Source organism: Streptomyces sp. SAI-135 (assembly GCF_029893805.1).
Taxonomy (GTDB): domain Bacteria; phylum Actinomycetota; class Actinomycetes; order Streptomycetales; family Streptomycetaceae; genus Streptomyces.
The window spans coordinates 763,864-790,191 of sequence record NZ_JARXYP010000001.1 but is presented as its reverse complement, the minus strand read 5'-3'; the positions used below and the strand labels follow the sequence as shown (position 1 = coordinate 790,191).

Genomic DNA, 26,328 nt, shown 5'->3' with positions numbered 1-26,328 from the left:
TCGAGCAGCTCAGCGAGCTGCCGGCGAGCGGGAGCAGGCCTGAGACGCTCGGAATGTCCCGAAACGGAGACGTCATGGTGGTGGCGCACAACCCGGCGGAGCGTGAGAGTGCCGCGCTTCTCATGGAAGCGCTGAGCGAGCTTGTCGCAAGTGAGGATTATGCCGCCCGTGTGGTCGAGGCGGACCGGGCCGGACGCATGGCGCTGGACAACGTGGCAGCGCTGCAGCAGCTGGGCGTCGTCGGTCTGCCGGCGTCCACCCGGTTCGGCGTCGACGGACCGACGCTGAAGTTGTCGGTCGCCGTGATGGAGATGCTCGGCCGCCATGACGCCTCGACCGCGGTCGCGATCAACATGAACTGGGCCGGGGTGCGCACACTCCGGCGGTTCCCGTCGTTTCCCCGGCGGGACGAGGCGCTCACCGCCGTGACGGAGGGCCGGGGAGCGATCTGCGGCGCCTTCTCGAATCCCTCGACCGAGCTCGACTCCCGAAAGGCCAGGCTGTCGTGCCGGCTGGAGGGAGAACACGTCGTCCTCGACGGCCGAGCCGGCTTCGGGTCGATGAGTGACGCCGCGACACACGCCGTGCTCGGCGGCATGGTCGAGGCAAGCGATCCGGCAGACCCCCTCTTCGTGTTGACGCTCGGCCGGATCGGCGAGACCGGCTTGATCAAGCACGACAACTGGAGCGCGATGGGCATGCGGGGGACAGGGAGCAACGACATCGAGTGTCGAGGACTGCGGATACCGATGGAGGAGTGCCTGATCGCACCGGTGAGTGAGTTCAGGAGGAGCCGCACGGCGGACTCGGCCGCGACGGCGTTCGGCATCGCCGCGATCTGGGTCGGGCTCTCTGAGGCGGCGCTGGACTTCACCCTTGATCACGTCCAGCGCAGATACGGCTCCATGGCCGAGGGCACATTCAATGCGTCGACGACGCAGTTCCGCGCCGATGAAGCGTGGGCACAGACCGGCATCGGCAACATGGACCATTGGCTGGGCACGGGGCGGGACCTGCTCCATGGCATGGCGGACCGGCTCGACGCGGGCGAGGACGTGCCGACACGCGACCTCGTGCGAACCCTGTTCCACCTGCGCCGTATGTCTGAAGAGGTCTCGATGGGCGCGATGAAGGTGTGCGGCGCTCACGGCTACGTCACCGCCCGGAGGCTGGAAAGGATCTTCCGGGACCTGGTGGGCGGCGTCGTCATGGCGTGGAAGACCGACCACCTCCAGCAGACTCTCGGCCTCGGAGCCCTGGGGCGGCCGATCGTCTTCACCGGACCGGCCGGCTCGTGAGGACCACCCCCATGGACCCCAGCACCGCAAGGAGAGAGACGCTGTGAAGGGACAAGTCCTTCCCCAACAAGCCGCAGCGGCCCCACTATCGATGAGCGCTGACCGATGAGCACAGAAGGCGGCGACGCGGAGCCCACGGTCATGCTCGAGGTTCGGGGTGACGTCCTGGTCGTCTCCATCAACCGCCCCAAGGTACTCAACGCCATCGACCAAGCCACCGCCGAGCTGCTCGCGCATGCCTTCACCCGGCTGGATGAGGACGACACCGTGCGTGTCGGGGTCCTGTCCGGAGGGCCGAAGGCCTTCTCGACCGGTGCTGACCTGCACGCCGTGGCGGCCGGTCAGTCGCCCTTGGTGCCGGGGCGAGGCTTCGGCGGTCTCACCGAGAGGCCACCGCGCAAACCGCTGCTCGCGGCGATCGAGGGCTACGCCCTCGGCGGCGGTTTCGAGATGGCCCTCGCGTGCGACCTCATCGTGGCCTCGCGTACCGCCCAATTCGGGCTGCCGGAGGTCACACGGGGCCTGATCGCCTCCGCGGGGGGTCTCCTGCGGCTGCCCACCAAGCTTCCCCATTCCGTGGCGATGCGGATGGCTTTGACGGGCGAGCGGCTGACGGGCGAGCGGATGTCGGACCTGCACCTGGTCAGCGAGCTGGTCGACCCCGGATGTGCCCTGGAGTCCGCGGTGGCCCTGGCCGCGCGGATCGCGAAGAACGCGCCCCTGTCGGTCCAGGCGAGCAAACACCTGGTCAACGCGGCAGTCGACGGGATGACCGATGATCTGCTCGGCGTCCAGGCCGAGCTTCAGGCGCGGCTGCTCACCTCACGAGACGTCGCGGAGGGCATCGCGGCCTTCAAGGAGAGACGGCCGCCCCGATGGCAGGGGCGGTGACCGCGCCGCACCTGCGTCACGATCCCGTCGACTGCGCCGGTGCACGCGATCACCCGGGCACCGTAGGCCCGCTGTCGGAGACCGCCGTCATCTGCGTGCGGTGAGACGACGACAAGGTCGCCTACGTCAACGTCCGCGGAGCACGGACACCGCGAAGGGCGCCCCGGAGACGAGGCGCCCCTTCTGTGCAGAGTCAACGGTGCGTCATCACCGTGCCACGGTCGGCCGGATGATCAACTCGTTGACGTCCACGTCCGCCGGCTCTCCGATGGCAAAGGCGATCGCGCGGGCGATCGAATCCGGCGAGATGACGCCGGCCGAGCGGTATTCCTTGATCGCCTGGGCCGCGGTCGGGTCGGTGATGCTCTCGGCGATTTCGGATTCCACCACACCGGGGGAGATGGTCGTCACCCGGATCGACGGGTCGACCTCCAGGCGCAGGCCCTCGGTGATCGCCCACGCCGCGAACTTCGTCGCGCAGTACACCGCGCCCGTCGGCACGAGTTCGTGCGCCGCGGTGGACCCCATCGTGACGAAGTGTCCACCACCCTGCCGCTGGAAGTGCGGCAGGGTCGCCGCGATGCCGTGCAGCAGCCCGCGCACATTGACGTCGATCATCTGATCCCACTGATCGACGAGCAGCGCATCCAGCCGGGACATCGGCATCACCCCGGCGTTGCTGACGAGGACGTCCACCCGCCCGTGCTCGGCCACCGCGGCGTCGACGAACGCGGCGACGTCCGCGCGGTCGGTGACGTCGAGGCGCCGCACGTCGATACTGCCGCCGGCGTCCCGGACCCGGTCGGCCAGTCCGGCGAGGCGGTCCTCGCGCCGAGCCCCGGCGACGACGTGATGGCCTTCGGCGGCCAGATGCGCCGCCACTGCTGCACCAATGCCGCTGCTGGCGCCGGTGACGAGGATGATCTTCGAATCGGTCATGGCTTCATTTTTGATGCCGGTGCTCCAGTGAACCAGGGTGCGTTGCACCCTGTCTGGCGCCACCGCGGTTGCCTGACCGGGCCAAGCCCGCTCCGGGCAGGACTCATCGTGTTCGTCTACGGCCAGCTTCTGATGAGGCGGCGCGCCGACCCCGCGGCGGCAGCGCCGTCACCGGCCGCAGCGACCGCGTAGCCGACGAATTCCGACCTGAGCTCACCCACCGCAAGCAGCCCGTCCAGGGAGGTCCGCATGCCGGCGTCCACACGTACAAAGCCATCCGGGTCGAGATCCACCAGGCCCCGCAGCAGCGACGACCTCGGCTCCAGGCCGGCGTTGACGAAGAGTCCCGCGACGTCGAGGCCGGAGATTCCGTCTGTCTCGAGGTCGCGGACCTGCACCGCTCCCAGGGTCCCGTCGGAGTTCGTCAGCGTCTCCACCTTTGCGTGGGAGAGCACGCGGATCCGGTCGCTCTCGTCGATGGCCGACCTGGTTGCGTCGGAGAGGTCGGGCTCCGCACGTCGAGTGATCAAGGTGACGTCCGATGCGTAGCGGGCGACGACCAGTGCCTCGCGACCGGCGAACTCGTGGTCTCCGACTACAGCGACTGATTTTTCCTTGAAGAGCGGGCCGTCGCAGGTGCCGCAGTAGGAGATGCCGCGACCTTCCAGATCACCTTCAGCGTCCAGGCCCAGACGCCGGCGGCCGGCCCCCATCGCGGCGACGACTGTCAGAGACCGGATGTCCGTTTCGAGGCCGCGAACGGCGAAACCAGTTCCGTCCTTGGCGATTTCGGTGACGTCGTCGAACACGAACTCGGCACCGGCCGCCAGCGTTTGTGCCTCGACGCGGCTGGCCAGTTCACTGCCGGAGATCGGATCGGACATCCCGGGGAAGTGCACCACCTCCTCGAGGTTGATCAGTTCGCCACCCATCACGATCTCGGTCACCACGACCGTGCGCAGGCCGAAGCCCGCCGCGAACAGACCGGTGGACAGGGCGGCGAGTCCACCGCCGACCACCGCAACGTCGTACCCGTCGGCGTCGCTCATCCGGCCACCTCGCCGATCCCGGCCACGAACTCCTCGCGGCGTGCTGCTTCCCTGAGCGCGTCGATGCCCAGGATGCTCAGTACTTGCGGCAGCGCTTGCCGGGCGCGCTCCTCGATCTCGTGCTGCTCCAGACTCGACACGGGGTGTGCGACGCGGGCGAAGACATATCCCGGCAGTCCCCGGCGCGCGGCCATGGCGGATGCCGAAGCCAGGAACGGCTCCGTGCAGATGGCGGCGGCCGGGACGCCGCGCGCCTCGAAGTCCGTGGCGACATGCATCGTCGTCGCCGAGCAGGAACCGCAGTCACCGAGGCCGGTGAGGACGACATCACAGCGGTCGGCCATGTCGTCCAGCTGCGCTGCGGACGGGAGCATCACTCCCTCGGTGACGACCGGGCCGACGAACTCGACCCCGGGGAGCTCAGGTTCGAGAAGCGCCGCGACGGCCTTCAGGAGCTCCGGCGCGTTCCGCTTGGTGTTCGCGAGCAGCCCGACCACCAGCTTCTCGGTGCGTGCCGGCCGTGTCGCGGTCCTCACCTCCGCGACCGCATCGTCCGGTACGGGGACCAACGCCTCGATCGCCATCGGGACCTCCTTGCTCCTGGGTTGTTGTCGGTGGTGTCTGCTCGGTGTGCGCGCTCAGGGCACCCGGACCGGTGCGAGGATGAATTCGCCCGGCGGCGTGGCGTAGCACCAGCTGGTGATCACCGAGGAGATGCCGGCGTTGCGGCCGCCGGCCACGATCAATGCGATGTCGCCGGGGCTTCGCGCCCCGTAGCGGTAGGTGATGCCACCCTCGGTCCTGTCCCGCACCGGGTCCGGCCGGAACTTGAGTTCGGCTCTGGCGAGGTCGGCGACCGGTCGCCGGAAGTTCTCGTAGAGGAATTGCCGGGCCTCCTGCTTCGACCAGCCGTGCTTGGAGCCGACGATGTCGGCGTGTTCCGGCCCCATGACCACGACCACCGGGCCACCGGGCATCATGGCGCCGAGCCGGGAGAGGGTGTCCGCGATGGTGTACAAGATGCCTTCGGCGCTGGTGCCGGTGCGGTTCTCGATCGGCTCGGGGCCACGGCCGCTCATCACCATCACGGTGCTGTCCTGTGCGCCGAAGCCGTGCTCGACGTGCAGCGGTTCCCAGGGGGACTGCTCCTCGTTCTCCGCGAGGCAGAAGCCGAGTTTGCCCGGGTGGCCCTGAGTCGCCTGGTCCAGGCTGTCCGGAGTGAAACCGAGGACGTTGCGGAGGATCAGCCGAAGAGCCCGCCCAATCGCCACATTCGCATGAGCGGCCGGGGCGTAGAGGTTGGTTCCGCTGTTCATGCCGAGCGCGTGCCGCGCGGGCCCGTTCACGACGGTGAGCTGTGCCCCGCCGCCCGTGCTCGCGTTGGACATGTAGAAGTACGTCCGGTCTCCGGCACCCCATCGTCGATCCGCCCAGCCCTCGATCGCGGCCACCACGACGGGGAAATGCTCCGCGGCGCAGCCGGCCAGCACGGCATTGACCGCGGCCAGCCGGACGGTGACGTCACGCCGATTCTCCTCGACGCTGAGCAGGACCTCGTTCGGCTCCCGGCCCGCCGCGACGAGGCAGGCGTGCACCCGCTCGGCCGTCGGCACCGTGACGGGCAGCCCGTCGGTCCAGCCGCGCTGGGCGAATTCGTCGCTGAGCGCGGACTCGGATTCACCGATCACTGTCACGGCCGTCACAGGGACGCGCCGCCTTCGACGTCGATGACGTCAAGTCCCTTGTGACGCTGGACGTTTCGGTGGACTCCGACCTTCATGGTCTCTCCTTGAGCGTCGGCGATGACGCGAACCGGCTCATCCGGATGCGCCGCGGGCATCGGTCCCGGGGTTTGTCGGCACCTGTGGCGCCCGTAGTCAACACTGGTGCTGGGCAGCCAGCCACGACTGCGTTCCGCTTCGCTGAACCGGTCGCGAACCGCTGCCGACGTCGTTGCCGGGATGGGTCCGCGACCTGGCTCACACCGCCATCCCCCCGCCCATGTCGATCATGGCCCCGTTCATCGCGCTGGCCGCGTCGCTGGCGAGGAAGGCGACCATGTTCGCGACTTCCTCGGGCAGCTCGTAGCGCTGGATGGCGGTCCTTCCGCGGGGGTAGAGCGTCTCGGGACGGTCTTCGGTCAGCGGACGGTCCGGTCCCCACATCGAGCCGGCGTTGACCCCGAGGACCTGGATCCCCTGGGGTCCGAGCTCCTTGCCAAGGAACCGGGTGAACTGCCCGAGTCCGGCCTTCAGGGCGCCGTACACGGTGAGCCACGGCATGGCCGAACTGCCCGCCTCGGAGCCGATGTTGATGATCCGGCCCTTGCCCTGGGGCAGCATGTGGTCGAGCACGGCGCGTGTGCAGTACATCGGTCCCGTCAGCGTGCCGCGGACGGACCGGTCGATCTCCTCGCGCCCGAAGGTGACGAAGTCGCCGACGACGACGTCAGCCGCGTTGTTGACCAGGATGTCGATGCCGCCCAGCGCCTCGGCGGCCTCGGACATGACGGTCTGTACGCCGTCCCAGTCCATGACGTCGCCGTGGATCGGGATGACCTTGGTGCCCCACTTCTCGGCCGCCGCGGCAGCGACGCCGGCCGCGTCCGGTGCGGACGGGTGCCTGGAGAACCCGCGCTGACGTACCTGCTCCGCGCTCAGGTCGACCACCGCGACGTCCGCGCCCAGCCCGGCGAGCCTGTTCACGCAAGCCTGGCCGAGGTTGATACCCGCGCCACCCGTGACGACCGCGCGTCGGCCGCGCAGGTCCAGCAGGTCGGTGACCCGCTTCCCGATGCTGTCGAGCGGGATGCGCTTCTCGTCCCACCACACCGTTTGCGATCCGTGGCCGGCGTCGATGTGGTCCTGAAGTACCTGCTGCATGAAATGCGTGCTCATCGGCGTTCCTCAATCGTGGCAGAAAGGGTGGTGACGTCCCGCCCCCGGACGAGGGGCCGGAACATCGGGTAGGGCACGGGGTGCTGGTTGGCGCCGAGTTCAGGCGCTCCCCGCCAGCGGTACAGGGACATGCAGCGACCAGGGCTGCGGTTGGTGATGTGCTCGGTGGTGGGTGTGGTCATCACGAAGCCGACGGCCTCGAAGAAGCGCGATGTCCGTACCAGATCGGGCAGGGCCGCGTTCATCGCCAGGAGCTCGATCGGAGTGGCGCCGCACTCGTCGTCGGCGAGCTGCGCGCGGGCGTCGATCGAGCTGATGGGCTCGGGGAAGCGGGCGTGCCACGCGTTGAACCAGCCGACGTAGGGTCTGTCCGGGCTCGCGGCCGGGTCGGTGGCCTCGAAGGAGAAGCGCTGGGACTGGCTTGACAGGCGCACGCCGAGGAGGCGTGCCTGCACCTGCCATGGGATGCGGGGCTCGATGACCAGAGGCACGGCGAAGCGGTCCGTATAGGCGGAGGGCTGCTGCGGAACGCGTGGCAGTCCGGCGAGGTAGTCGGCAGGAGCGGTGCCGAGGCGGGCAGGGTAACCGGCCCGGACGTAGGCGTCAGTGGTACGTGTCCACAGGTCGTCCCAGAGGGCCTTCAAGGGTGGGGTCGCCGACCGTGTGCGGACACCGAGCATCCGGCCGTTGTCGCTGGGCTGGAGGTCGTAGGCGACCAGCAAGGAGCCGGGGGTGGGCGGTTCGTTCTCGCGGCCCTCCTCCGGCTGGTCACCGTCGAAGCGCGCCGCGATGGTGCGGCCGTCGTAGGACGTGGCCAGTCGTGACCAGCTGCGCCGGTCATCGAGGTGACGGCCGGTCAGCACATGCTGGTCCTGGCTGGCCACGATGTACTGGTCGAGCGTCAGCATGGTCCGCCCGGCCGCTGCGATCGCCTTCAGCGTGGCCGGCTCGTCGAGGTCGAGCCACGGTGCTTCGCGGGCAGCCTCGTAGTCGAACCACCCCCAGACGTCGGCAGCGTTGGTGAAGCCGTTGGCCGGGGACTCTGCGTAGGAGTCCATGTCCGGGAACACCCTCCGGAACCGGTCCCTCGTGAGGTGCGAACTGAGCTCGTGCGGCAGGTACCCGATGGCCCGGCCCTCGCGCTGGAAGCCGAGTAGCTGTGCGTCGTCGTAGGGGCACGGGGTGACGGCGACCGGCACATCCAACAGGCGGCCCCTTTCTGCCCAGATGGCTCGGTGCAAGCGGGTCTGCTGGGCGGCCGACAACGGCTCCCGGGCTATGGCATCGATGACCGGGGCGGCCGACGGGTCGGTCACGCGTGGCTCCGGTGCAGCACCCTCACCTCGGTGAAGGAGTGCAGCCCCCAATGCCCGTTCTCCACGCCGATGCCGCTCCACTTCGCACCGCCGAAGGGCTGGTCGGGACGGAGTGCGAGGTGGGTGTTGACCCAGGCGGTGCCGCAGTCCAGTTCATCGGCCACGGCCGCCGCGCGGTCGGCGTCGGTGCCCCAGACCGAGCCCGAGAGCCCGAAGTGAGTGCCGTTGGCGCGCTCGACTGCCTCGTCCACGGATCGGTAGGGCAGTACCGGGAGCACCGGCCCGAACTGCTCCTCATCGACGACGGCCATTCCGTCGGCCACTCCTCGCAGGATGGTCGGCTGGTAGAAGAAGCCGGGGCCGTCGACAACGGCCCCGCCGACGACGGCCTGCCCTCCGCGGCTGACCGCGTCGTCGACCAGCCCGGCCACGCGCTCCAACTGAGGCGCGTTGTTGAGAGGGCCGAGCTGGCTCTCCGGGTCGCTCCCGGCGCCGACCCGTACGGAGCCGGCGACGGAAGCGAGCGCTTCGACCACTTCGTCGTAGCGTTCCTGCGGGGCGTACACACGCTTGACCGCGGAGCACACCTGCCCGTTGTTGCGGAAGGCCGACCAGAAGAGCCGTTCGGCGACCGCCTCGACATCGACGTCGTCGAGCAGGATCGCCGGGTCGTTGCCGCCGAGCTCCAAGGTGATGCGCTTCAGATCCGGCGCCGCAGCGGCCGCGACGTGTTTGCCCGTGGCTACTGATCCGGTGAAGGAGATCTTGCGCGGAACAGGGTGCTGTGTCATGTGCGCACCAAGCGGGTCGGATCCGCTCACCACATTCAGGACACCGGTCGGCAGCACTTCGGCCAGCACCCGGCCGAGCAGGAGGGTGGCGAGCGGTGTGTAGGGCGAGGGCTTGAGGACCATCGTGTTGCCCGCCCGCAGAGCGGGCGCGATCTTCCACGCGGCCAGGCTCAGGGGGAAGTTCCACGGAGTGATCGCAGCCACGACACCGAGAGGGCGGCGCTGGACACGGATATGGGCTTTGTTGTCGTCCTGGAGGATCTCTTCACCGACCTCAAGTCCGGCGAAGTGACGCAGCCACAGTGCCACCGAGCGAACTTCCATCTGGGAGTCGGCGAGTGGTTTTCCCTGCTCACGGGTCAGCAGGGGGGCGATCGTGTCGGTCGCCGCGAGGACGGCCTCCGCTGCCACAAGCAGTGATGTGCGCCTGGCGGATTCGTCCTGCTTCCACGTCCGGTACGCGTCCTGCGCGGACTGCATGGCCCGGTCGAGCTGGTCGGTCGTGCACTCGGGTGCAGTGGCAAACGGTGCGCCGGTGGCGGGGTCGACCACCTCGAATGACCTCGAAGTGGTGACGGCGTTGCCGCCGATGGTCATCGAGACCTGGTCCGTCATCGCGATGGGCCTTCCTGCTGGGGCAGCTGGAGCTGGCGACGTGTGCTGTCGACGTCAGCGATGGTGAGGTCGAGGGCGCGCGCCATATCCGCCGCGCGTGCGACGAGCGGTGTGCTGCCCTGAGCCGGCTCACCTTTGCGGAGGTAGAGAGTGTCTTCGAGCCCGGCCCGGCAGTTCCCGCCGAGTGCCAGCCCGATCGCCGTCAGCTCCAGGTTGGCCCGGCCTATGGCGATGACCTGCCATGGCGCATCCTCGGGCAGCCTGCGCACCATCATCATGAGGTTCTCCGCGGTGGCGGCCATGCCGCCGCGGACTCCGAGGACGATGCTGAACTGCAGCGGCTCGGCGAGCAGTCCTTCGTCCCGGAGACGGAGGCAGGCGTCCAGATGCCCGGTGTCGTAGATCTCGAGCTCCGGTTTGACGCCGAGCTCCTGCATGCGGGCGGCGAGCCGGCGGACGCCGGCGGGCGGATTGAGGAACTCGCCCTCGCCGAAGCTCATGCTGCACGGGTTCAGTGTCGCCATCTCGGGGCGCAGTTCGACGAGTTGCTCACGCTCCTCGAACGGAACACTCAGACCGACCCCGGTCGAGAGCTGCACCAGGATGGGGCAGCTCTCCCGGATGAGTTCCACGGTGCGGGAGGCGATGGAGAGGTCTGCCGTCGGCTGGTCGTTGCGGTCGCGGAGGTGGAGGTGAGCCACCGTGGCCCCTGCGGCGTAGGCCTCGGCGACCTGGTCGGCGATCTCGTCGGGTTGCGTCGGCAGCCAGGCGTTGTCCTGCTTCGTCGCGATGGGGCCTGTCGGCGCCACGGTGATGATCACGCTCACGCCCGCCTCCTGAGGACTGGAGAAGCCTGAAGATTCCTTGTCACAGACATACGGTATGTGGAGTATGATATCTCGGCAACCGCCAGTCGCCTCTGTCTTCACAGCAACTCGCGAGGCGCCCGGGACCATAAGAGAGCAGGAGCCCGTGGTCGATCCCGTGACCGTCTCGGTCATAACTCACCGATTCGAAGCGATCGTGCAGGAGATGGGCGAGGCGATGCTGCGCACCGCTTACTCGCAGATCCTCAACTCGAGCAGGGACTTCTCCACAGCGATCACGGACCGCGAGTCGCGGCTGGTCGCACAAGCAGAGCATGTTCCCATCCACGTGGGCTCGATGCCCTGGGCGGTCCGCGCCATCACGGACTTCTTCGGCGACTCGATCAACCCCGGGGACGTTTATCTGCTGAACGATCCCTACCACGGTGGCAACCACCTCCCGGACCTCACGACGTTCGTTCCGGTCTTCTTCGAGGACAAGCTGCTCTTCTGGTCGATCAACCGGTCCCACCAGAGCGACATCGGTGGTTCGACGCACGGCGCGTACAACCCGGGTGCGACCGAGATATGGCAGGAGGGGCTACGGATCACCCCCCTCAAGCTGTACGACGCGGGCACGGTCCGTGAGGACGTCATGCAGATGATCGCGACCAATGTGCGCCATGCCGACGACTTCCTGGGTGACCTCCGCGCGATGATCGGCTCGTCCTGGGTGGGAGAGAGGCGCATCCTGCAACTGCTTGACGAGTACGGAACCGAAACCGTCACCGAAGCCATCGACGCCATCCTCGACAGCGCCGAGCGCCAGACCCGGGCCTGCATCTCGACCTGGACCGACGGTGTCTACTTCGGTGAGGCCGTGCTGGACGACGACGGCCACGGCACCGAGGACATCCACATCCGGGCCAAGGTCACCGTCTCGGGAGACTCCCTCCACGTCGACCTGAGCGATTCGCACCCCCAGGTCACCGGCTTCATCAACTCGTCGTACCCGAACATGATGTCCGCGGTCCACATGGCCCTGTCCTTCCTCATCGAGCCGCGAACCCCGAAGAACTCGGGGACGTTCCGGCCGCTGACGGTGAAGGCCAAGGAGGGCACGGTAGTGTGGGCCCGCCCCCCGGCGCCCGTCACTCTGGCCACGAACCACTGCGCCCAGGAGATCGCCGAGTCGGTGATCAAGGCTCTGGTGGGGGCATGTCCCGACCGTGTGATCGCCGGCTGGGGCCGACGGTTCCGGATCGCCATCAAGGGCGTCGACCCACGGTCCGGCCGCCAGTTCATCTGGCACCTCTTCCACGCGCGGCCGGGAGGAGGCGCATCCCCGGCGGGAGACGGCTGGGAGACGGCAGGCGAGGGCCAGGCGATGGGTTCCTCCAAGTTCGGCTCGATCGAGGTCGCCGAGGTCCGCTTCCCCCTCTTCTTCGAGTACCACGAGTTCCGGCCCGACTCCTTCGGCGACGGGCAGTTCCGGGGCGGCGCCGGCTCGGTGCTGCGGCTCCGTATGGAGACCGAGGAGACGGCGGTGGCGAACACCGCGGGTGACGGGGTCAGACATCCGTCGTACGGGACGTGCGGTGGACGCGACGGCGTTCCGCACCGGTACCGGCTCCTCGCGGGTGAGCACGTGCGAGAGCTGCGGACCAAGGAAGTCGACATTGAGATCCCGCCCCACTCGGTCTTCCTCGTGGAGTCCGCGGGCGGTGGTGGCTACGGACCTCCGGCCGAGCGCTCTCCCGAAGCCCGGCGGCAGGACATCGAGAACGGCTTCGTCTCGGCGGACGACACCACCGGCCGCGCTCTCCTCACGACAGGGACCTGAACATGTACCGGATCGGCATCGACATCGGCGGCACCTTCACCGACCTGGCCGCCGTTGACGGCGACGGCAAGGTGGTGATCGCCAAATCCTCTTCCACCCCGCGGGACCCTTCCGACGGGCTGCTGGCGGGGTTGACCAAGCTCGCCGCCGCGCTGGGCACCACGCGTGAGCAGATGCTGCGTCAGACCGAGCGGATCGTGCACGGCACCACAGTGGCCACCAACGCGCTGTTGGAGGGCAAGGGCGCGACGGTCGCTCTGCTCACGACCGAGGGTCACCGCGATGTGATCGAGATGCGCGAGGGAATGAAGGAGGACCGCTACAACGTGCGGATGGCGCCGCAGCAGCCGCTGGTGCCACGGGCCCGACGGTACGGGGTCCGCGAGCGGATGCGGGCCGACGGTACGGCGGCGGTTCCCCTCGAAGCACGGTCACTCGAGGCCGCCGTCGAGGCGGCGGCCGCGTCCGGAGCCGAAGCGATCGCCGTCTGCTACCTCCACTCCTACCGCAACCCCGAGCACGAGCAGGCAACCGCCGCCGCGCTTGCCACTCGGCTTCCGGACACCTACATCTCCCTCTCCAGCGAGGTACTGCCGCAGATCAAGGAGTACGAGCGGGTCTGGACGACGGTGGTCAACGCCTATGTCGGCCCGGTCCTGGCCGACTACCTGTCCCGGCTCAGCGGCCGCCTCGCCGACGCGGGCTACGCCGGCGAAGTCATGATCATGCACTCGCACGGCGGTGTGGCCACGATCCCGGAGTCGAGCCGGCTCGCCGCGGGGGCCGTCCTGTCCGGGCCCGCCGGAGGCATCGCGGCCGCCCGGCAGGCCGCCAAGCTCGTCGGGACGGGGGAGCTGATCACCTTCGACATGGGCGGCACGAGCACCGACATCGCCCTGCTGCAGGACGGCGAGGCGCCGTTGAGCGCGGAGAAGCAGGTCGGTCTCGCGAAGGTCTCGCTGCCCGCCCTGGACATCCACACCCTCGGCGCGGGTGGCGGCTCCATCGCCCGGGTCGACAGCGGCATCCTGCACGTCGGTCCGGAGAGCGCCGGCGCCCTGCCCGGTCCGGCGTGCTACGGCCGCGGAGGAACCGAGGCGACCGTCACCGACGCGAACGTCGTTCTCGGCCTCCTCGACCCGGCCGGCTTCGCAGGCGGCGACCTTCCCCTGGACCCCGCCGCCGCCGAAGCCGCGGTCGCGGAAGTGGCATACGCGCTGGGCGTGTCCACCGTCGAAGCCGCCGCCGGGATCTCCAAGGTCGTCAACACCACCATGGCCGAGGGCATCAGGATCGTGTCCGTCCGTCGTGGCGTCGACCCACGCGGCTTCACACTGGTCTCGTTCGGGGGAGCAGCGGGCGTGCACGTCACCGAGGTGGCGCGCCTGCTCGACATCAAACGAGTGATCGTCCCCAATGTCGCCTCGGTGCTCTCGGCGTGGGGAATGCTCGCCACCGACCTGCGCTACGAGATGGTGCGCTCCCACATCGGCGATGCCGCGTCCACCTCGGCCGACGGGATGCGCAAGGTGCTGCGCGACATGGAAAGCGAGGGCCGTGCCCGGCTCGACGGGTTCGACGGCCGGATCGAGGTCCAGCGTGCTCTCGACATGCGCTACGGCGAGCAGATCTACGAGATCACCGTTCCCATCAACGACGTGGACGTCGACGCCGACGACTTCATCGACGAGGTCGTGGCGCGGTTCCACAAGCGCCACCAGCAGCTGTACGCCTACAACGCGCCCGGCCAGGAGGTGGTCATCGTGAACGCACGGACCACCATCGTCGGAAAGCTGCCGGAGCTACGCGCCGAGCCGCTGTCGACCGGCAGCGGTCACAGCGTGCAGGCGGGCGTGCGGAAGGTCTATTTGGACGGCTGGACCGACGTTCCTGTGCACCGGATGGAGACCGTGGCGCAGGGGGAGCGGGTCACCGGTCCCGCACTCTTCGAGTCGACCACCACCACAGTGCTGCTGCGTGCCGGAGATTCTGCGGTCGTCAACGAGCACGGCTGGCTCGACATCCGCCTGTCCTAGCCCCCGCTCACCAGGAGGAGCCCATGGCCATCACCGACGTCGAGGCCGCGCTGAGTGAAGTGCTCGCCGTGACCGAGGAGCGGTACGTCGCGAACAATCCCCGAAGCGAGCGCAGGTTCAGGCAGGCGGGGACGGTGATGCCCGGCGGCAACACGCGGACTTCGCTCTATTACTCGCCGTTCCCGGTCACGTTCGTGGCGGGGGAGGGACAGTTCCTCACCGACCTCGACGGGCACCGTTACGTCGACCTGCTCGGTGAGTACTCGGCCGGCCTCTACGGCCACTCCGACCCCGCGGTCCTGACTGCCGTGCGCAAGGTCCTCGAGGAGGGGCTGTCGTACGGGGGCCCCAATCAGTACGAGGTGGAGCTGGCGAAGGAGATCACCCATCGGTTTCCGTCGGTAGAGCTGCTGCGGTTCACGAACTCGGGAACCGAGGCCAACCTCTTCGCGATCGGGACCGCCCGCGCGGTGACAGGCCGCAGTAAGGTGCTGGTCTTCGAAAGCGGCTATCACGGAGGCGTGCTGAGTTTTCGCGGGGAGGCCCCCCTCAATGCTCCGTACTCCTACGTCGTCTGCGAGTACAACGATGTGCCCGGGACCATGGCCGCGATCCGCGAGCACCGGGACGACCTGGCAGCCGTGATCCTCGAGCCGATGCTCGGCGGCGGTGGCGCGGTGCCGGCGACCGCCGAGTTCGTCAGCGCGATCCGCGCGGCGACGACGCGCTACGAGGTGGTGTTCATCCTCGATGAAGTCATGACCTCCCGACTCGCGCCGGGCGGACTTCAGGAGAGGTTCGGCATCGTGCCCGACCTGACCACGTTCGGGAAATACCTCGGTGCGGGGTTCAGCTTCGGCGCGTTCGGCGGCAACCGGCGCCTGATGGAGCGGTTCGACCCGAGCGTGCCCGGCAGCCTGTCGCACCCTGGGACGTTCAACAACAACACGGTCACGATGGCGGCCGGCCTGGCGGGGCTGCGGGATGTCTTCACCGCTGAGGCCGTCCGGGATCTCAACGCGCGAGGCGACGGACTCCGGGACCGGTTGAACTCGCTCTTCTTCGACTTCGACGTGTCCATCCAGGCGACCGGTGTCGGCTCCATCCTGGGACTGCACTTCCAGCGCTCCCCTATCGTCAGCGGTCGCCACATCGATCCGGCCCCCGACAGGCGCAAGCTGCTGCACCTGGAGTTGATGCTGCGCGGCTTCTACCTCGCCCGGAGGGGTTATCTGGCGCTTCCGCTCCCGGTAACCGACGCCGACCTCGCTTCCTTCGTAGATGCCGTGGGGGAGGTTGTAGCCACCCATCGGCGCGTGTTCCGTCAGGGACGGTGAGCGGGATGGGCCGAGCGGCCGTCGTCCCTGTCACCAGTTCTGCACCGGGTGCCAGTGAAGGCCTATCTGTCCCCCGATTGCCCTGACAGGCGCAGTTAAGTACTACTTTTTTTGGTCGCGACAATGGGCGGTCGGAACGACCGCCCTCCGCTCATACGCCGCCTCCCCGCTCGAGCCGAGAGGCGAGCCGAAGGTTGCCCCGAGCCGGGTCTTGTCGGTGATGAGCACGGGTCTCCAGGCCACCCGGGCGAGAACGCCCCGGTGGCCTGGAGACCCTGTGTTTCTTCCGGACGATCAAGGCAAACGTCGGTGTCCTGCGTGGGGTCGGCGCTTCCTCGCTCTAAAACGTTTCAGCATTTGTCGTGCTGACCGGACAGGGCGACCGTCATGCTCGCCTGGTGAGCCGGGGACGCGAAGTCCGGGTCCTGCCTGCGGAGTTGGCGCAAAACCATGCTTTGCGGTCCCTCGGTCCCGCTGGGGTGGTTGAGCCGCGAGGCGTCCACGTTGTCGGTGTGGTGGATGCTGTCTCGTCCCGGTCTCGGGAGGCGACGAGTTCCCCGGCTCTGCCCGTTCGTGGTCGAGGAAATCCGTCGCGGCAACGGCCGAGGTCGATGACGGCCGAGCCGTCTGGGGGTTCGCCGGTGGCGGACCGGAGGTGACAGCGGTCCTCGGACCGAGTGGCCCGGCGGCCTGGACGTGTTCTCGCCAGAGTCGGGGAGGTCGTAGATCGAGCGGGCGCCGGCGCGGCCGGAGGTACCGAGCTTTTTGAAACGTTCCATTGACAGGGGATTCAGTGTCCCTTAATTTCGTCCCCACCCGATGAGGAGAGCGACATGAGCGCAACGCCCAGTCCCACGGAATCACCCACACGCCAGCGTCTGAACGCCGAATACCTCCGCGCGCTACCGAAGGCGGAGGTGCACTGCCATCTCGAGGGCTGCGTGCCCCCGGAGACGGCCCGGCGTCTGGCCGAGCGCCACGGCGTCACCCTGCCCGCGGGGGCGCGTGACGGGGGTGACCGGTACCTCTTCCGCAACTTCGACGAGGGGCTCGAGATCTACGTCGCGGTGTCGAACTCGATGCAGACGCGGGACGACTTCAGGGCGGTCACCTTCGAGAGCCTCCTCGCCGGCGCCGAGGGAGGGCTCCGCTACCGGGAGATCGCCTTCAACCCGCAGAACCATCCAGAGCTGACCTATGCCGAGATGATGGACGGGATTCTCGCCGGTGCGCATGAGGCCCGGGCCGAGGTGGGCGTCGAGTCACGGGTGATCGTCGCCATCAACCGCGAACTGGGTGGTGCGGCGGCACTCGACCTCGTTCGCGAGGTGCTCGCGCACCCCTTCGATGAGGTGGTGGCGATCGGCCTCGACTCGAACGAGCTGGCGGGACGGCCGTCCGAGTTCGTGGCCGCCTACGACCTGGCCCGCGAGGCGGGCCTCAAGCTGACGGCGCACGCGGGTGAGCACGGCGACCCCACCGAGATGGTGGAGTGCCTGGACCTTCTGCGGGTGGACCGCATCGACCACGGATACGCCGCGCTGCTCGACCCCGACCTGCTGTCGCGAACCGTTGCGTCGCAGATCCCCTATTCGGCGTGCTGGTTCGTCGACTACCCCGAGCTCGAGGTAGAGGGCCGGCGCCGCGATGTCGCGGCGATGGCGGCGGCAGGGCTGAACATGTGCCTCAACTCCGACGACCCGGCCCTCATCGGGCCGGAGCTGCATGACTGCTTCATCGATGCGACCGTCCATCTCGAATGGACCCTCGAGGATGCCGAGAAGTACGCGCTGGCCGGTCTTGACGCCTGCTTCGCGGATGACGCCACCGTCGACCGTCTTCGTGCCGAGTTCAGTGCCGAGCTCGAGCGCCTGCGTCCGATCGCCTACGGCTCAGACAACGAGTGAGGACAAGACAATGACCGATCAGCTGAATCTTCCCGGCAGCACGCTGTCACGCCGAGGGCTGCTGGGGCTCGGCCTCTCCACCACGGTGGGTTTCGCGCTCGCCGGTTGTGGACCATCGACGGGCACCGGATCGGGCGCTCGTACGGGCAGCGACCTGGGCCAGCTCAAGTACGCCTTCTCCTGGGTGTACGACGTGACACAGGCCGGTCCGTACATGGCAGACACGAACGGCTACTACAAGGAAGTCGGCTTCTCGTCGGTCAAGTTCATTCCGGGCGGCCCGTCGGCGGTCTCCGTACTCACCCAACTGGCAAATGGAACAGCAGAGTTCGGTGTCTCCTCGCCGACGGAAATCGTCGCAGCGAACCAGAACGGCGCATCCTTCCGGGTCATCGGAGCGATGTACCAGAAGACGCCGTCCTGCATCGTGTCGCTGCAGAGCAGCCCCATCACGACGCCGGCGGACCTGAAGGGGAAAACGATCGCTGTTTCCAACGCTGACAAGCCAGCGGTGGATGCGTTTCTTGCCGTCAACGGCCTCAAGTCCTCGGATATGAAAATCGTGCCGTTCCAGTACGACCCCGCTCCCTTGGTCGCCGGTCAGGTGGACGGGATCATGGACTACTCGACGAACTCTCCGATCAGTCTCAAGCAGGCCGGACACGACCCAGCCGTAATGATGTTCGCGGACTTCAAGTACGCCACCATCACCCAGACCTATGTCGCTTCGACGGATCAGATCTCCAACAACCGGACCCTGCTCAAGGCGGCGCTCCGCGCCGACGTCATGGGCTGGAGGGCGAACATCGCCAATCCGAAGCAGGGAGCGAGTCTGGCTGTGAACAAGTACGGCAAGTCGTTGAAGTACTCGCTCGAGAACCAGCTGGCCTGCAATCAGGCGGAGATCGTCCTCATGAGAACCGCCGACACCGAGACGAACGGCATCCTGACTGTCTCCGAAGCACTGCAGAAGGAGACAGTGGAGACGCTCGCCCTCACCGGCGCTCACACGACGGTGGACAAGCTGTTCGACATGTCCCTGCTGGCCGAGATCTACCAGGAGCACCCAGAGCTCAAGAGGTTGTCGTGACCTACCAGAAGGACACCGCCGAGCAGTTCGAAGGAACCACAGGGGCAGCCGATACCGACAACTTTGCGCGCGATGTCGGAGCGGCGGTGCGTCATCGGCGTCAAGAGCTGGGCCTGTCGAGAAAGGAACTCGCCGCCCGGCTGGGAGTATCGGCGTCGTTCATCACACAGCTGGAGCAGGGTCAGTCGTCGATCAGCCTGCCCCGGCTGTACCGCCTCGCCGAGTTACTGGACACCACACCGAACGGGCTGCTCCCCGTCAGCTCCGCATCGATCTTGATCACCCGTGCCGGAACCGGTCAGGAGATGCGAGCCGCCAATCGTGACGATGCCCAGCGGCCGCAGCTCCTCACACGAGGTGGTCCCGGGCGGTCACTGAAGGCGCACCGTTACCTCATCGAACAGGCGGACCCGCCGCAGGATTGGTTCAAGCACGAGGGCGAGGACTTCGTCTACGTGATCAGCGGGCATCTGCGCGTCGAATTCCTGCGAGGCCGCCCTGTCGATCTCGGCCCCGGCGACGCGTTGAACCATGACGGCGACATCCCCCATCGATGGGGTCTCGGGAGCGAGCAGCCCGCCGAAGTCCTCATCGTCAACAACTTCCACCATTGAGAGCGAGGGAGCCCGGATGCCTGCGCAGACAGATCAAGCAAATACGGAGACGCCCGCTGGAATCGAGCTACACGAAGTCACGAAGACCTTCGTGGCGAGGCGGCAGCGTGTCGACGCCCTCGGCGGCGTGAGTCTCACGGTGGAACGAAACCAATTCGTGAGCCTGATCGGTCGGTCCGGGTGCGGGAAGTCGACGGTGTTGCGCCTTCTCGCCGACCTGGATCGCCCGACCGTCGGCAGCGTGTCGGTCAATGGCCAGAGCCCGTCGGTCGCCCGCAAGAGCGGTCGCCTGGGAGTCGCGTTCCAGGACTCCGCGCTGTTGCCGTGGCGCACCGTCACGGACAACATCCGGCTTCCGCTCGAAGTGGCGGGCCGACGCCCCGATCAAGCGACCATTCAGGACGTCGTCGAGCTGGTGGGTCTGCGGGGCTTCGAGGAAGCGCGGCCGAACCAGTTGTCCGGTGGTATGCGGCAGCGGGTTTCGATCGCGAGAGCTCTCGCCTTCGAGCCGGACGTCCTGCTGCTCGACGAACCGTTCGGCGCACTCGATGACATGACCCGGCAGCGGATGAACCTCGAACTTCAGCGCATCTGGACGCAGAGGCCTGCCACCACACTGCTCGTCACACACGGGATCTCCGAAGCGATCTTCCTCTCGGACCTGGTCGTGGTGATGACGCCGCGACCCGGCCGCATTCTCCGTACGGTCGAGATCGACCTGCCGCGGCCCCGCGTGCCGGAGATGATGCGGAGCCCAGAGTTCCAGCGTCTCGTCGATGAGCTGAGCGAGCTGCTCTTCGAGGACGACGCGGCCGAGCCGGCCGTCGAGCGGAGCGCCTGAGATGACCGCGACGAAGATGACTCAGGGGCCCCCGATCGTTCCTTCGCATCCGCCATCGGGGCGGCGTATCGCCAACAGGTCCGGGCACGCCGAGCGCCAGATCCCGGGTGTGGTCTGGACACTCGGGGGATTCGCGTTCGCCGTCGGGCTCTGGTGGCTGGTCGCGCTCTCCGGCCTCCTTCCTTCTGGCTCGGTGCCCACGCCGCTGAGCGTGGCCGAGAGCCTGGCCAGAAATCTACGCTTCTATCTCTCCAATGCCGCTCCCACCCTGGTCACGGCACTTGAGGGCTTCGCCATCGCTGCCGCCATCAGCCTCGTGTTCGGTGCGGTCGGATCGCTGACCGGGCTGCTCGAGCGCTCCGTCTCGCGCGTCGCTCTGGCGATCTACTGCCTGCCGCTGCCGGCGCTGCTTCCGTTGATCTCGAGCCTCGGGGGCACTGGCCAGCCCACGAGGATCACGATGGCGGTCCTTTTCTCCTTCTTTCCGATGCTCATCGGGGTGATCGCGGGTCTTCGTGCCACGCCGGCGGACATCGCCGCCATCGTCCATTGCGCGGGCGGCGGGCGGTTGCAGATCCTCCGCAAGGTCGGACTCCGGTCAGCGCTTCCCAACATCGTGGCCGGTATGCGCATCGCCGGTCCGGGCGCGTTCCTGGGAGCGCTGGTGGCCGAGTTCAGCGGTGCCGACAACGGACTGGGCGTGGTGCTCGTGGTCAGCCAGCAGAAGCTGGAGACCACACAGACCTGGGGCGTCGCCATCGTCGCCACGGTGATCGGCGGCCTCCTCTACGGGACGGTCACGGCGATAGGCCGCTGGTTGCACGTGGATCCGGTCGAGTCCCAGACCTCGTTCGGGGCGGTGCCCGGCGCCGGCACGCTGGGGCGTGTGGCCGAGTTCCTCACGCCTGCCGTCGCGATCATCGTGATCTGGGTCGCGATCATCCAGTTCGGGGGCGTGAGTCCCCTCGTGTTCAAATCCCCCCTCGATGTACTGGACTACCTGTTCGGTAATCCGGCTGCCACCGACCACCGCAGTGCATTGGCCACGGACTGGCTGATCACTATGCGCGACAGCGGAATGATCTTCGGAGTCGGCATGGCTGCGGCGTTCATCGCCGGATGTATTCTCGTGAGCTTTCCCGTCCTGCTGCGTCTGGGTCTTCCACTGCTTCTGGCCTCGCAGTGCGTTCCGCAGATCGCCTTCATCCCGCTGCTGGTCGCCATCTGCGGCCGGGGAACCGCGTTCATCATCGTCACGGGGCTCCTGGTGGTCTTCTTCCCGGCGATGATCGTTATCGTCACGGCGCTGGAGGAACGGTCGCGATCCACTCTCGATGTCGTCAGCGTTTATGGCGGTGGCCGCTGGGCGATCCTTCGGTTCGTCAGGATCCCCGGATCGATTCCAGGAATCCTCAACGCTGCCCGGATCAGTATCCCGCTGGCGCTTTTCGGCGCGGTTGTCGCCGAGTGGCTCGTCACTGGGGACGGCATTTCGGATGCTATGACGACAGCCGCGACGACCTTCGACTACACGCGGCTCTGGGCCGACGTGGTCGTCGTCACCGTGACCGTGATCGTGCTCTATGAAATCGTCGCCGTCCTCCACGAACGTGCGCGCCGACGGTTCTCGGTCTGACGACCGTCACGTACCTGGGACCCCTTCCCCCTTTCCCCGGCCCGGTCGGCCGCTCTTCGGTACGCAGGCCGAGGCATTCCCAAGGAGACAGTACAAAATGGTCCGTTTCATCGGCCCCGACAACGACGCGTACGTCGCGAGCCTCATGAGGCACGTCGACGAGTATCAGGAACTCACGGGCGAAACCGTCGAGCTCGAGATCATCCCCGAGACGGAATACGTGACGAACACCCTCGACGCGCTGCGCAGTCGGCTTCGCGGAGAGTCCGCGCCGGATGTGTTCGTGTCGGGACCCGTCTCGATGTGGAAGCTCGCCGGCGAGGGCATCGTCGAACCACTCGATGCGTTCCTCGACACGTGCAGCGACGACTACCGGCCGGACGACTTCCTGCCCGCCTTGCTGAACGCCAACCGCTGGACCGGGCGGCGGGGGGACGCCCTTGGTACCGGTCCTCTGCTGGAGATCCCGGTCAACTGGGAGACGTACAACCTGGCGTATCTGCCGGACGTGCTGGAGAAGGCCGGCCTCAGCGAGCCGCCGTCGACGTGGGAGGAGTACTTCGCCGCGGCAGCGCGAATAGCGGAAAACGTGCCCGGCGTCCGCGGGTTCGCCCAGCGCGGCAGCGGCACCTGGCACACGATGTACACCGGCTACGCGACCCAGGTCTGGTCGTACGGCGCGACCGACTTCGATGACAAGGGCCGCAGCGCACTTGCCAGTCCGGCGATGCTCGCGGCGACCCGTGACTTCCTGGAGGCGGCGCACGTGTCGGGGCCGATCCGGTTCCCCGACGGGCATTGGCTCGACGTAGCCCGCGACTTCGCGGCAGGGCAGTACGGCATGATCGTCGACTCCGACCACTACGTCGCCTTCTTCGAGGGAGCCGATTCGGCCGTTCGCGGGAGGGTCGCGTACACCAGGCCGCCGCTGGGGCCCGGTGGCCGGCGAGAGGCGAACATGTGGACGTGGTCGCTCGTGATGAACAGTGCCTCGCACGACAAGGCCGGCGCATGGAGGTTCATCGAGTGGGCCAGCTCCCCGGCCTTCCTTGCCCGGGCGGCGCTGGAGGGCAACATGAACCCGACCCGGCAGAGCACATGGGACGACGACGCGTACCGTGCCGCGTCCTCTGGCTGGAACGGCTTCGGTGAGAACAGCCTCGAGATCCTGCAGACGACCGCCCGGGTGCTGCCGACACCCATGCCGGAATATCTTGACGTCGCGAGCATGTGGTCTGCGGCCATCGTGGAGGCGTACAGGCAGCCGGATGCTCTCGAGCGTGTCTTCAGCGAGGCCGCGCGTCGCATCGATCAGTTCCTGAGCGGGGATAGGACGAGCACGTCGTGAGGGTCGGCGTAGTGGGCACGGGCCGGCACGCGAACAACGCCCTGTACCCCTCCATCCTCGAGGCAGGTCTCGACCTCGTGGCGGTCTGCGCCCGGACACCAGAGCGTGCGGCGTCCACCGCCGCACGCTGGGGCGCCGGAGCGCACCACACATCGGTGGCGGACATGCTCGCGGCCGGTGGACTCGACGGAGTGGTGGTTGCCGTCCCGCCGGCCGCTTACCGGCCGATCCTCACCCACTGCATCGAGGCTGGGATCCCGGTCTTCTGTGAGAAACCGGGTGGGCAGTCCGCGTCCGAGCTGCGGGAGTTGGCCGCCCTCGCCGCGGAGGCGCGCACCGAGGTCGTCGTCGGGTACATGAAGCGGTTCGCGCCGGCGTATCAACGAGCTCGGGAGGTGATCGGCTCCGCGGACTTCGGCTCTCCCTCCCTGGCGCATTTCACGTTCGCTATGGGCCGCGTCGACGAATACCTCGCCGATCTTCGCCATTACCTGATCGACAACCCGGTGCACATGATCGATCTGGCGCGGTACCTCCTGGGGGAGATCGATGAGATCTCCGCAGTCCTGAACGTCGTGCCCACCGTCGGCCTCAGCGTGAGTCTCGTCGCCCGCACGGACAGCGGTGCGACATGCTCGTTCGACTTCTGCACGACCGCCTCCTTTACCCACCGGGGTGAGTTCGCAGAGGTCTACGGGCGAGGTGACTCCGTGGTGGTAGACAACGTCGACACCTGCACGTATCGTCCCGCCGACGGTCCGGCGCAGGTCTGGCGTCCCAACTACACCTTGCCGGCGCCCTCGAACTCCGCCTGGACCGTGATGGGATTCGTCCCCGCCCTGCAACACTTCCACGACGTCGTGGCAGGACTCGCCGACAACCGGTCCGACCTGGAGAGCGCCGCGCGGACTCTGGAGACCACCGAACTCCTCTGGCATCGACTCGAGTCGTCGTGGTCGGTGCTGCGTGATGAGTGAGTGCCGCTCTGCTGGTGACATGACTTCGATTGTCCGGGGCGTAGCACCGCGAGTATCTGTTCACCCAAAATGACGCCATGTCGAACCCATCGATGCAACAACACAAATGAAACGATTCATTGGAGGAATGTATGAAACTCGATCCGATCGTCGACCGACTCTCGGCGCTCGCCATCGAGCTGCCCTCCTGGGCGTTCGGCAACTCCGGTACCCGCTTTCGCGTATTCTCCCAGAAGGGAGTGCCGCGCGACCCCTTCGAGAAGGTCTGTGATGCCGCGCAGGTGCACCGTCATACCGGCCTCGCCCCGACTGTTGCGCTGCACATCCCGTGGGACGAGGTTGACGATTACACCGCGCTCGCGGCGCACGCCGAGAGCGAAGGCGTGAAGCTCGGCACGATCAACTCCAACACCTTCCAGGACGAGGACTACAAGCTCGGCAGTGTCACTCACTGCGATGATCGAATTCGTCAGAAGGCGATCGACCACCACTTCGAGTGCATCGACGTGATGCACCAGACCGGGTCGCGCGATCTTAAGATCTGGCTCGCCGACGGTACCAACTACCCGGGCCAGGACGACATGCGGGCCCGACAGGACCGCCTCAGCGACTCCCTCCAGCAGATCTACGCGCGTCTCGGCGACGACCAGCGGCTCGTGCTTGAGTACAAGTTCTTCGAGCCGGCGTTCTACCACACCGACGTGCCCGACTGGGGCACCAGTTTCGCGCAGGTGAGCGCGCTCGGTTCGAAGGCGATGGTCTGCCTGGACACCGGCCACCATGCTCCCGGCACGAACATCGAGTTCATCGTGATGCAGTTGCTGCGGCTGGGGAGGCTCGGCTCGTTCGATTTCAACAGCCGCTTCTATGCCGACGACGACCTCATCGTCGGCGCAGCCGACCCTTTCCAGCTGTTCCGCATCATCGCCGAGGTGATCCGCGGCGGTGGATTCGGCAGCCCGGACGTCGCGTTCATGCTCGACCAGTGCCATAACATCGAGGACAAGATCCCGGGACAGATCCGAAGTGTGCTCAACGTGCAGGAGATGACGGCCCGCGCGCTGCTCATCGACGGTGATGCCCTTGCTGCGGCGCAACGCGCCGGAGACGTGCTCGCGGCCAACGGCGTGCTGATGGACGCGTTCCAGACGGATGTGCGTCCGGCGTTGGCGGCATGGCGTGCTGCCCGCGGGCTGCCTGAGGACCCGATGCGGGCGTACGCGGAGTCCGGGTACGCCGAGCGGATAGTCGCCGACCGTATCGGCGGCACCCAGGCCGGCTGGGGCGCGTAGTCCTGTTGCCGGGGAATACCGGATAGGTGCTGCCGCGGCCCGAACCCTTTCGCGGACTGCGGCGGGCGCGGGCACCGCGTCGGGCAGCTGCCCTGCCTGGGCATTCCTCGACAGCACCGCTGCGACTCATCACCTGTGATCATTCATGGCGAACCTTCGCACCCGCGCCGATCTGGGCTGCGTTCAAAGCAGACATGAGTGCAACGCGCCGCGGTCCACTGCCTGCCGATCAAGTCGCCGCCCTCGGTGCCGCCTTCGCCGCCGCCGGCGCGGGTGCCGCGAACGCCGCTCCGGCGGTCCCGGACGCCACTCAGGCGCTCGGCTCCGTCTCCCAGGGGCTCCCCACCGAGAACGTCACCAAGGCGATGCCGGGCGCCGGTGAGGCGCTGGCGCAGTCCCAGCCGGCGGTCGGCACCGGCCTGTTCGCCGCGCAGCCCGCCGTCGAGAGGGTCCTCGCGGACGGCCCGAGCAGCTCTGGGGCTTGGTCAGGGCTGTTCTTGGTCTGCCGCGCGATTCGGCGACATCTGAACTGGCTTGCCCTGTGGGGCGGGCCCCGGGCGGGTGATCTGACGAGCCCGTCTGCTCGCGGCGCACCTGTGACATGACGCAAGAGCGACAGTGTGACCGCTTGAACGGCGGTGGGGGAGGCCGGAAGATCGAACGATCTTTCCCTCTTCACCGCGCCTCAGGAGTCCTCCTTGCTCAAGGTTCCCATCCCCCGATCCGGGCCGACACCCCGGTCCGGGCCAATCGTCCTTGCCGCGGCGGCAGCGCTCATACTCGGCGTCGTACCGGCCACTGCCGC

At 67.6% G+C, this 26,328-nt stretch carries 22 protein-coding genes; 14 read left to right on the top strand and 8 right to left on the bottom strand.

Features of this window, described 5'->3' with window-relative positions:
• Positions 1-74: 74 nt before the first annotated feature.
• Both M2163_RS03445 and M2163_RS03440 read left to right on the top strand, forming a co-directional pair.
• On the top strand, positions 75-1,298 hold the full coding sequence (locus M2163_RS03445; protein WP_280893066.1) for an acyl-CoA dehydrogenase family protein: 1,224 nt from the start codon (positions 75-77) through the stop codon (positions 1,296-1,298).
• Between the two features lie 105 nt (positions 1,299-1,403).
• The gene (locus M2163_RS03440) at positions 1,404-2,189 is read left to right on the top strand and encodes a crotonase/enoyl-CoA hydratase family protein (RefSeq protein ID WP_280893065.1); all 786 of its coding nucleotides are present in this window, start codon (positions 1,404-1,406) and stop codon (positions 2,187-2,189) included.
• A 207-nt stretch (positions 2,190-2,396) separates the two neighbouring features.
• Here the strand turns inward: M2163_RS03440 and M2163_RS03435 are convergent, their stop codons facing one another.
• The 8 genes from M2163_RS03435 to M2163_RS03400 form a co-directional block, all read right to left on the bottom strand.
• A complete protein-coding gene (locus M2163_RS03435; protein WP_280854560.1) occupies positions 2,397-3,128 on the bottom strand; it encodes an SDR family oxidoreductase in 732 nt (243 codons plus the stop codon).
• A gap of 116 nt (positions 3,129-3,244) precedes the next feature.
• Positions 3,245-4,177, bottom strand: a complete 933-nt coding sequence (locus M2163_RS03430; RefSeq protein WP_280893064.1) for an FAD-dependent oxidoreductase — start codon at positions 4,175-4,177, stop codon at positions 3,245-3,247.
• Positions 4,174-4,761: a UGSC family (seleno)protein gene (locus M2163_RS03425; protein ID WP_280854563.1), complete on the bottom strand. Its 588-nt coding sequence runs from the start codon at positions 4,759-4,761 to the stop codon at positions 4,174-4,176. The genes M2163_RS03430 and M2163_RS03425 overlap by 4 nt, the downstream gene beginning before the upstream one ends.
• 54 nt (positions 4,762-4,815) lie before the next feature.
• The gene (locus tag M2163_RS03420) at positions 4,816-5,880 is read right to left on the bottom strand and encodes a hypothetical protein (RefSeq protein ID WP_280893063.1); all 1,065 of its coding nucleotides are present in this window, start codon (positions 5,878-5,880) and stop codon (positions 4,816-4,818) included.
• 276 nt (positions 5,881-6,156) lie between these two features.
• A complete protein-coding gene (locus M2163_RS03415; RefSeq protein ID WP_280854565.1) occupies positions 6,157-7,074 on the bottom strand; it encodes an SDR family oxidoreductase in 918 nt (305 codons plus the stop codon).
• Positions 7,071-8,390: a hypothetical protein gene (locus tag M2163_RS03410; protein ID WP_280893062.1), complete on the bottom strand. Its 1,320-nt coding sequence runs from the start codon at positions 8,388-8,390 to the stop codon at positions 7,071-7,073. The genes M2163_RS03415 and M2163_RS03410 overlap by 4 nt, the downstream gene beginning before the upstream one ends.
• Entirely contained in the window at positions 8,387-9,796 is a 1,410-nt protein-coding gene (locus M2163_RS03405; protein WP_280893061.1) for an aldehyde dehydrogenase family protein, read from the bottom strand. Before M2163_RS03405 ends, M2163_RS03410 begins: the two co-directional genes overlap by 4 nt.
• Complete coding sequence (locus M2163_RS03400; protein WP_280893060.1) at positions 9,793-10,623, bottom strand: 3-keto-5-aminohexanoate cleavage protein; 831 nt, start codon at positions 10,621-10,623, stop codon at positions 9,793-9,795. Before M2163_RS03400 ends, M2163_RS03405 begins: the two co-directional genes overlap by 4 nt.
• Positions 10,624-10,768: 145 nt before the next feature.
• Here M2163_RS03400 and M2163_RS03395 point away from each other — a divergent pair, with 145 nt between their 5' ends.
• The 12 genes from M2163_RS03395 (at position 10,769) to M2163_RS03340 (ending at position 26,128) form a co-directional block, all read left to right on the top strand.
• Entirely contained in the window at positions 10,769-12,445 is a 1,677-nt protein-coding gene (locus M2163_RS03395) for a hydantoinase B/oxoprolinase family protein (protein WP_280893059.1), read from the top strand.
• A gap of 2 nt (positions 12,446-12,447) precedes the next feature.
• On the top strand, positions 12,448-14,481 hold the full coding sequence (locus M2163_RS03390; protein WP_280854570.1) for a hydantoinase/oxoprolinase family protein: 2,034 nt from the start codon (positions 12,448-12,450) through the stop codon (positions 14,479-14,481).
• A 23-nt stretch (positions 14,482-14,504) separates the two neighbouring features.
• Complete coding sequence (locus tag M2163_RS03385; protein WP_280854571.1) at positions 14,505-15,818, top strand: aminotransferase class III-fold pyridoxal phosphate-dependent enzyme; 1,314 nt, start codon at positions 14,505-14,507, stop codon at positions 15,816-15,818.
• Between the two features lie 833 nt (positions 15,819-16,651).
• Entirely contained in the window at positions 16,652-17,725 is a 1,074-nt protein-coding gene (add, locus tag M2163_RS03380) for an adenosine deaminase (protein WP_280854572.1), read from the top strand.
• Between the two features lie 10 nt (positions 17,726-17,735).
• Positions 17,736-18,815: an ABC transporter substrate-binding protein gene (locus M2163_RS03375; RefSeq protein ID WP_280854573.1), complete on the top strand. Its 1,080-nt coding sequence runs from the start codon at positions 17,736-17,738 to the stop codon at positions 18,813-18,815.
• Positions 18,812-19,429 (top strand): XRE family transcriptional regulator, encoded by a 618-nt coding sequence (locus tag M2163_RS03370; RefSeq protein ID WP_280854574.1) that lies wholly within the window; start codon positions 18,812-18,814, stop codon positions 19,427-19,429. Before M2163_RS03375 ends, M2163_RS03370 begins: the two co-directional genes overlap by 4 nt.
• 16 nt (positions 19,430-19,445) lie before the next feature.
• Positions 19,446-20,270 (top strand): ABC transporter ATP-binding protein, encoded by an 825-nt coding sequence (locus M2163_RS03365; RefSeq protein WP_280854575.1) that lies wholly within the window; start codon positions 19,446-19,448, stop codon positions 20,268-20,270.
• Position 20,271: 1 nt separating this feature from the next.
• Positions 20,272-21,906: an ABC transporter permease subunit gene (locus M2163_RS03360; protein ID WP_280854576.1), complete on the top strand. Its 1,635-nt coding sequence runs from the start codon at positions 20,272-20,274 to the stop codon at positions 21,904-21,906.
• A 97-nt stretch (positions 21,907-22,003) separates the two neighbouring features.
• The gene (locus M2163_RS03355) at positions 22,004-23,254 is read left to right on the top strand and encodes an extracellular solute-binding protein (protein ID WP_280893058.1); all 1,251 of its coding nucleotides are present in this window, start codon (positions 22,004-22,006) and stop codon (positions 23,252-23,254) included.
• Complete coding sequence (locus tag M2163_RS03350) at positions 23,251-24,231, top strand: Gfo/Idh/MocA family oxidoreductase (RefSeq protein WP_280893057.1); 981 nt, start codon at positions 23,251-23,253, stop codon at positions 24,229-24,231. Before M2163_RS03355 ends, M2163_RS03350 begins: the two co-directional genes overlap by 4 nt.
• A 131-nt stretch (positions 24,232-24,362) precedes the next feature.
• Entirely contained in the window at positions 24,363-25,523 is a 1,161-nt protein-coding gene (rhaI, locus tag M2163_RS03345) for an L-rhamnose isomerase (RefSeq protein WP_280893056.1), read from the top strand.
• Between the two features lie 194 nt (positions 25,524-25,717).
• A complete protein-coding gene (locus M2163_RS03340; RefSeq protein ID WP_280854580.1) occupies positions 25,718-26,128 on the top strand; it encodes an ATP-binding protein in 411 nt (136 codons plus the stop codon).
• Positions 26,129-26,328: the final 200 nt, after the last annotated feature.